Origin of the sequence: Kitasatospora putterlickiae, from assembly GCF_039527695.1 — a bacterium.
Lineage (GTDB): Bacteria > Actinomycetota > Actinomycetes > Streptomycetales > Streptomycetaceae > Kitasatospora > Kitasatospora putterlickiae.
Map to the genome: position 1 here is coordinate 1 of NZ_BAAAKJ010000368.1, position 6,229 is coordinate 6,229.

Consider the following 6,229-nt stretch of genomic DNA (forward strand, 5'->3'; position numbering starts at 1 on the left):
CCGCGCGGGCCATCTCCGTTCGAGATGACTGACATCTCGAACCATCGCCAGGAATGAGGAAGCGGCGGGACCGCCCCGGTGCTGATCACTGCGGGACCGGCGGCGAGGAGGCCGTCGGCCACCGTTCAGCGTCCCGGTCCGGGCCGGCCCGTCCGGCTCCCCCTCATCGAGAAGGTGCCCCATGTCCGCCGCATCGTCCGGCCTCCGTCCCCACCGCCGAAAGAGGGCCGGCGCCGCCGAGCCCGCGCACGGCGTGCCCGGCTGGCTGATCGTCCTGCTGGCCGTCGCCGCCGGCACCACCGTCGCCAACCTCTACTACGCCCAGCCGCTGCTGTCCTCGCTGGCCGAGGCCTTCCACACCGACACCGCGACCGCCGGCACGCTGATCACCCTCACTCAGATCGGCTACGTGATCGGCATGCTGTTCCTGGTCCCGCTCGGCGACCGGCTGGAGAAGCGGAACCTGATCACCGCCCTGCTGAGCGTCACCACCCTCGCCCTGGTCACCGCGGGCCTGGCGACCAGCTTCCCGGTGCTGCTGATCGCCTCGCTGGTGGCGGGCGCGACCTCGGTCGTCGCGCAGGTCGTGGTGCCGTTCGCGGCGAGCCTCGCCCCCGACCACGCCCGGGGCCGGGTGGTGGGCCGGGTGATGACCGGTCTGCTCCTGGGCATCCTGCTCTCCCGCACGCTGAGCAGCCTGGTCTCCGACCTCGCCGGGTGGCGCGCCGTCTTCCTCGGCTCGGCGGTGCTGATGGTCGTCCTCGGCGTGGCCCTGCGGGCCGCCCTGCCCGCGCACGCGCCGACCACCAGCGTCCCCTACCACCAGGTGCTGCGCTCCACCGTCCGGCTGGTGCGCGCCCACCCGGCGCTGGTGCGGCGCGGGCTCTACCAGGCGGCGATGTTCGGCGGGTTCAGCGCCTTCTGGACGACCGTCTCGTTCGTCCTGACCGGCCCGTCGTTCCACTACTCGGCGACCGGGGTCGGGCTGTTCGCCCTGGTCGGCGCGGCCGGCGCGGCGGTGGCCCCGCTCGCCGGGCGGTGGGCGGACCGCGGCCTGGCCCGGCCGATGACAGGCGTGGCGCTCACCGTCGCCGCCGTGGCCTTCGCGCTGGCGGGCTTCGGCGGGCACAGCGTGGTGCTGCTCGCGCTGGCCGCCGTGCTCGTCGACATGGCCGTGCAGACCACGCTGATCCTCGGCCAGCACACCGTCTACCAGCTCGACCCGGCCGCCCGGGCCCGGCTGAACAGCGCCTTCATCGCGATCTTCTTCGTGGGCGGCGCGGCCGGATCGCAGCTCGGCTCGGTGGTGTACCGGGCCGGAGGCTGGACGGCGGTGGCGGTGCTGGGCACCGCCCTGTCGCTGGCGGCCCTGCTGTACTGGGCCACCGAGAAGCGCGCCTGACGTCCCGGGGGGGGAGGCGGGCCGGGTCGGATGACCCGGCCCGCCTCCGGCTACCCGGCCGCGCCCACCGGCCGCAGCGGTCCCGTCGAGACGTCGAAGCCGTGCGTCACCACCGGCGCGGTCCCGGGGCGCAGCAGGGCCCGCGCGGCCTCCTCGTCCCGGCGGTCGGCGGCGGCCAGCCGGCCGCCGTGCTGGGCCAGGTGCTCCGCCCAGGAGGAGACCAGGTACGCCTCGACGAACCGCTCGGGCTCGCCGCCGTCCTGGTAGAGGCCCCAGGTGAGGGCGCCGGTCCGGCGTCGCGCGGCGGCGACCCGGCGCATCCGCCCGGTGAAGTCGGCGCGCCGCTCCGGTTCCACCCGGTACTCGACGGTGACCAGCACGGGTCCGTCCGCGACGGCCGGTTCCACCAGCAGCGGGGGCCGCGGCCAGTGGTCGGACGGCGTCGGGTCCACCCCGTCGCCGTCGTACAGCGGCAGCCGGCGGGCGGCCAGCGCCCCCGCCAGCAGCACCGCACCGGCGGCGAGCAGCGCGGCGCCCGGCCCGTGACGGTCGGCCAGTACGCCCCACAGCGGGGCCGCCAGCGCCTGGCCGCCCTGGAAGACCAGCAGCTGGACGGCGAGGCCCCGGGCCCGTACCCAGCCGGGCAGCCGGGTCTGGACCGCCGCGTTGAGGGTGGACAGCACACCGATCCAGGCCACACCGGCCGGCAGCAGGGCGAGGCCGACCAGCCAGGGCAGGTGGACGGTCGCCAGGACGGCCAGCACCCCGGCGAGCACCACCGTGCCGGCCACCAGGGTGCCGTTGGCCCCGAGCCGGCGCCGCAGCAGCGGCAGCGCGAACGCCCCGCCGACCGCGCCGACGCCGACCGCCGCGAGCAGCAGCCCGTAGCCGCCCGGGCCGAGGCCGAGCGACCGGCTCGCCACCAGCGGCAGCAGGGCCCAGAGCGCGCCCGCGCCGGGCACGAACAGCGCGGTGCGCAGCAGCACCCGCCGCACTCCCGGCGCGTGCCGGATGTAGCGGCGGCCCGCCTGCACGGCCGCCAGCAGCCCCTCGTCGCCGCGGGCCGGCGCGTCCTGCGGCGCGGGCCGGTGCCAGCGCAGCAGCACCGCGAGGACGCCGAGGTAGGAGGCGGCGTTGAAGGCGAACACCCAGCCCGGGCCGGCCGCCGCGACCACCGCGCCGCCGACGGCCGGGCCGACCGCCCGCGCCAGGTTCATGTTGACGGCGCCGAGCGCGGCCGCCTGCCCCAGCTCCCGGCGTTCCACCAGTTCCGGTTGCACGGCCTGCCAGGCCGGGCCCATCACGGCGGTGCCGCAGCCGAGCAGGAAGGTGAGGCCGAGCAGCGGTCCGGGGGTCAGCGCGTCGGCGAAGGCCAGCACGGCGAGCGCGGTGGTGACGGCGAGCATCGCGACCTGCGCGGCGATCAGCACCGAGCGCCGGTCGCGGCGGTCGGCGAGCACGCCGGAGGGCAGCGCCAGCAGGACGACCGGCAGGCTCGCGGCGGTCTGCACCAGCGCCAGCAGCGCGGCGTCGTGACCGACCAGCAGCCACTGGGCGCCGACGGTCTGCATCCAGCTGCCGACGTTGGAGACGAGTTGGGCGATCCACAGGGCGCGGAAGACCCGGGACGCGAGCGGGGCCCACGCCGAGTCGTCCGCCGGGCGCCGGGCGGGGGTGGTCTCTGTGCTCATACCGGTCCGTTGCGGGTGGGGGCGGGGGTCAAGGCCTGACGGGACGGCGGCCGGGGGGTGGCGGCGGCCCTTCGTCAGTCCGACGGACCCTAGGACGCCCCCGGCGCCGCGGTGTGCCCGCCCGCGCACGGGCGGTGCCCCGTGAGCGCACGGCCTCTCGCGGGCCGTCCGCGGACGGGGGCGCCGCGTACGATGCGGCTGAGGATCAGCGCCCCGCCGGGGCGGGACACGGCCCGACCGGGAGCACTGGTGGATCTACGGCAGATGGAGGTCGTCGTCGCCGTCGCCGAGACCGGGGGCTTCACGGCGGCCGCGCGGCGGCTGAACGTGGTGCAGTCGGCGGTCTCCGGCACCGTCCGCGCCCTCGAACGCGAGCTGGGCACGGCGCTGTTCGACCGCACCACCCACCGCGTCGCGCTGACGCCGGCGGGCGAGGCGTTCCTGCCCGCGGCGCGGGCGACGCTCCGGACCGCCGAATCGGCCCGGTCCGCCGTCGACGCGGTGCGCGGGCAGCTGCGCGGACGGATCACGGTCGGCACCATGCAGGGCGTCTGGGCCGACCTCCACCTCGCCCTCGCCGGGCTGCGGGCCGAGCACCCCGGGGTGACCGTCCGGCTGCGCCAGGCGGCGGTGGCCGACATCCGGCAGGCGCTGCGGGAGGGCACCGTCGACCTGGCGGTGGTCGCGCTGGACCGGCAGCAGCAGCGCGGGCTGACCACGCGGCTGCTGTCCCGGGAGGAGATGGTCCTGGTGGCGGCGCCCGGACGGCTGCCCGCCGGGGCGGTCGCCCTCGACGAGGTGGCCGAGCTGCCGCTGGTGGACTTCACTCCGGGATGGGCGATCCGCTACGCCGTCGACCGGGCCTTCCGGGCCGCCGGGGTGGAACGCGAGACCACCTTCGAGGTGAACGACATCGTGGCCGCCTCCGAACTGGTCCGCAACGACCTGGGGGTCTGCGTGATGCCGCGCACGATCGCGGACCGCTTCCCCGACCTCGACCGCCACCCCTTCGAGCGGCACGCGCCGGCCTGGCAGGTCATGGTGGTCCGCCCGCCGGGCGAGGCCCCGCCGGCGGTGGCCGCGCTGCTGCGGCACCTCGTCTGAACGGTCCCGCCGACCGTCCCTCAGACGTCCCGGCGGTGGGCGACGGCCGCCGCGACCAGCACGGAGACCACCGCCCAGCCCGCGAAGGCCAGCCAGGAGCCGGTCACCGTCGCCGGGTACGGCGGCAGCAGGACCTGCGTCGGGTCGGGCGTGGCCAGCCGCCGCCAGGCGGTGAACGGCATGGCGTGCGCGAGGGCCGCCGACCAGCGGTGGTCCTCGTTGAACGAGGCGGGCAGCAGGAACAGCACCAGCACCGTGGTGACCACGCTCGCGGCGGCGTGCCGGACCAGCGTCCCCAGCCCGAACCCGATCAGCGCGCAGACCGGCGCGAGGGCGGCGGCCCCGGCGACGGCGTGCGCAACCCCGGGATCGGCGAGCGACACCCCGGCGTGCCGCCGGCCCAGCAGCGCCTGGGCGAGGGCGAAGGAGACCCCCGAGACCAGCACGCCGAAGCCGAGCATGGCCGCCGCCAGCACCCCCGCCTTCGCCAGCAGCACCGCCCGGCGGTTCGGGACGGCGGCGAAGGTGGTGCGGATCATCCCGCTCGCGTACTCGCCGACGATCACCGCGGCGCCGACACCGCCCGCGAGCAGCATCAGGAGGTTGGCGGACAGACCCGTGAACGAGGCGTTCACGGCCACACCGACGTGCCCCGACCCGGGCGGCGGGCCCTCGGGCCCGGTGTGCGCGTAGGTGTAGTGCGCGGCATTGAGGTTGACGCCGACCAGGACGAGCGCGCCGAGGCCCAGCACCCAGGGCAGCGCGCGCAGGGACCGGAACCTGAGCCACTCGGCGGCGAGGAGGTCCTGGAAGCGCGGGCGGGGTTCGGTCGTCACGGTGGTCATCGTGTTCCTCCGGCGGGGTGGTCGACGCGGTCGGCGGTGAGCGCCATGAACGCCTCCTCCAGGGAGGCCGTACGGGAGGTCAGTTCGAGCAGCGGGACGCGGTGGTCCAGGGCGAGCGCGCCGATCCGGGCCGCTTCCAGGCCGGTCACCACGAGCGCGTCCGCCCCGTCCCCGCGCGCCACCGTGCCGCCGGCCGCCGTCAGGGCACTCGTCAGCACCTCGGGCGTGGGCGTCCGGACCGTCACCGCCGGCCGGGCGCCGGCCGGCCCCGCGCCACGGGCGGCGAACTCGGCCACCGTCTCGGCGGCGATCAGCCGGCCCCGCCCGATGACCACCAACCGGTCCGCGGTGTGCTCCATCTCGCTCATCAGATGACTGGAGACGAACACCGTCCGCCCCTCCGCCGCGAGCCTCCGGAACAGACCCCGCACCCAGCGCACCCCCTCCGGGTCCAGCCCGTTCAGCGGCTCGTCGAACAGCAGCACCGGCGGATCGCCCAGCAGCGCCGCCGCGATGCCGAGCCGCTGCTTCATGCCGAGCGAGTACCCCCCGATCCGCCGCCCGGCCGCCCCGGCGAGGCCGACCTCCTCCAGCACCGCCTCCACCCGGCCGAGCGGCACCGCGTTGCCCCGGGCGAGCGCCCGCAGGTGGGCGCGGCCGCTGCGGCCGCCGTGCACGTCGCCCGCGTCCAGCAGCGCGCCGACGTGCCGCAGGCCGCGCGGCCGCTCGCGGAACGGGCGGCCGCCGACGGTCGCGGTCCCGCCGGTGGGCTCGCTCAGGCCCAGGAGCATCCGCAGCGTGGTGCTCTTCCCGGCGCCGTTCGGCCCGAGGAACCCGGTGACCAGGCCGGGGTGAACGGTGAAGGTGAGGCCGTCGACGGCGGTGGTGCGGCCGTAGCGCTTCGTCAGTCGGTGCACTTCGATCATGCCGTCCACGGTGCCGCCGAGCGGCCGGGCGGCACATCGGACCAGGGCCGACACCGTGACGGCCCCCGTTGTCACCCCCGGTCGTACACCCGTGGTCCGATGCCGCGCCGCGCGCCGCCTCGCTACGATCACCGCATGTCCGCGACACCCCCGTCCCCGCCGCTCCTCCCGCCCCGGCTCCGGCGGGTGCCGCCCGGCGGCTGGACGGCGCTGGCGTGGTGCGTCTCGCTGCTCCACCCGTCGCTCGTCGCCGGCGCCCGC

The 6,229-nt window shown here is 76.8% G+C and carries 5 protein-coding genes; 2 read left to right on the forward strand and 3 right to left on the reverse strand.

Annotated features, from left to right (window positions below):
• Positions 1-181 precede the first annotated feature (181 nt).
• Positions 182-1,402, forward strand: coding sequence for an MFS transporter (locus ABD308_RS32790; protein ID WP_344343175.1), 1,221 nt, complete (start codon positions 182-184; stop codon positions 1,400-1,402).
• 50 nt (positions 1,403-1,452) lie between these two features.
• Here the strand turns inward: ABD308_RS32790 and ABD308_RS32795 are convergent, their stop codons facing one another.
• The gene (locus tag ABD308_RS32795) at positions 1,453-3,093 is read right to left on the reverse strand and encodes an MFS transporter (RefSeq protein ID WP_344343177.1); all 1,641 of its coding nucleotides are present in this window, start codon (positions 3,091-3,093) and stop codon (positions 1,453-1,455) included.
• A gap of 249 nt (positions 3,094-3,342) precedes the next feature.
• Between ABD308_RS32795 and ABD308_RS32800 the strand changes: the two genes are divergently transcribed.
• Positions 3,343-4,197, forward strand: a complete 855-nt coding sequence (locus tag ABD308_RS32800; protein WP_344343179.1) for a LysR family transcriptional regulator — start codon at positions 3,343-3,345, stop codon at positions 4,195-4,197.
• A 20-nt stretch (positions 4,198-4,217) separates the two neighbouring features.
• On the opposite strand, the gene ABD308_RS32805 is transcribed toward ABD308_RS32800, so the two are convergent.
• Positions 4,218-5,033 carry an ABC transporter permease gene (locus ABD308_RS32805; protein WP_344343181.1) on the reverse strand — a complete coding sequence of 272 codons (816 nt, stop codon included), beginning with the start codon at positions 5,031-5,033 and terminating at the stop codon, positions 4,218-4,220.
• A 5-nt stretch (positions 5,034-5,038) separates the two neighbouring features.
• On the reverse strand, positions 5,039-5,968 hold the full coding sequence (locus ABD308_RS32810) for an ABC transporter ATP-binding protein (RefSeq protein ID WP_344343183.1): 930 nt from the start codon (positions 5,966-5,968) through the stop codon (positions 5,039-5,041).
• Positions 5,969-6,229 lie beyond the last annotated feature (261 nt).

Excerpts from the sequence above, each read along its gene's own strand:
- ABD308_RS32795 (WP_344343177.1), bottom strand. The coding sequence starts at position 3,093 with ATGAGCACAGAGACCACCCCCGCCCGGCGCCCGGCGGACGACTCGGCG.
- ABD308_RS32810 (WP_344343183.1), bottom strand. The coding sequence starts at position 5,968 with ATGATCGAAGTGCACCGACTGACGAAGCGCTACGGCCGCACCACCGCC.
- ABD308_RS32790 (WP_344343175.1), top strand. The coding sequence starts at position 182 with ATGTCCGCCGCATCGTCCGGCCTCCGTCCCCACCGCCGAAAGAGGGCC.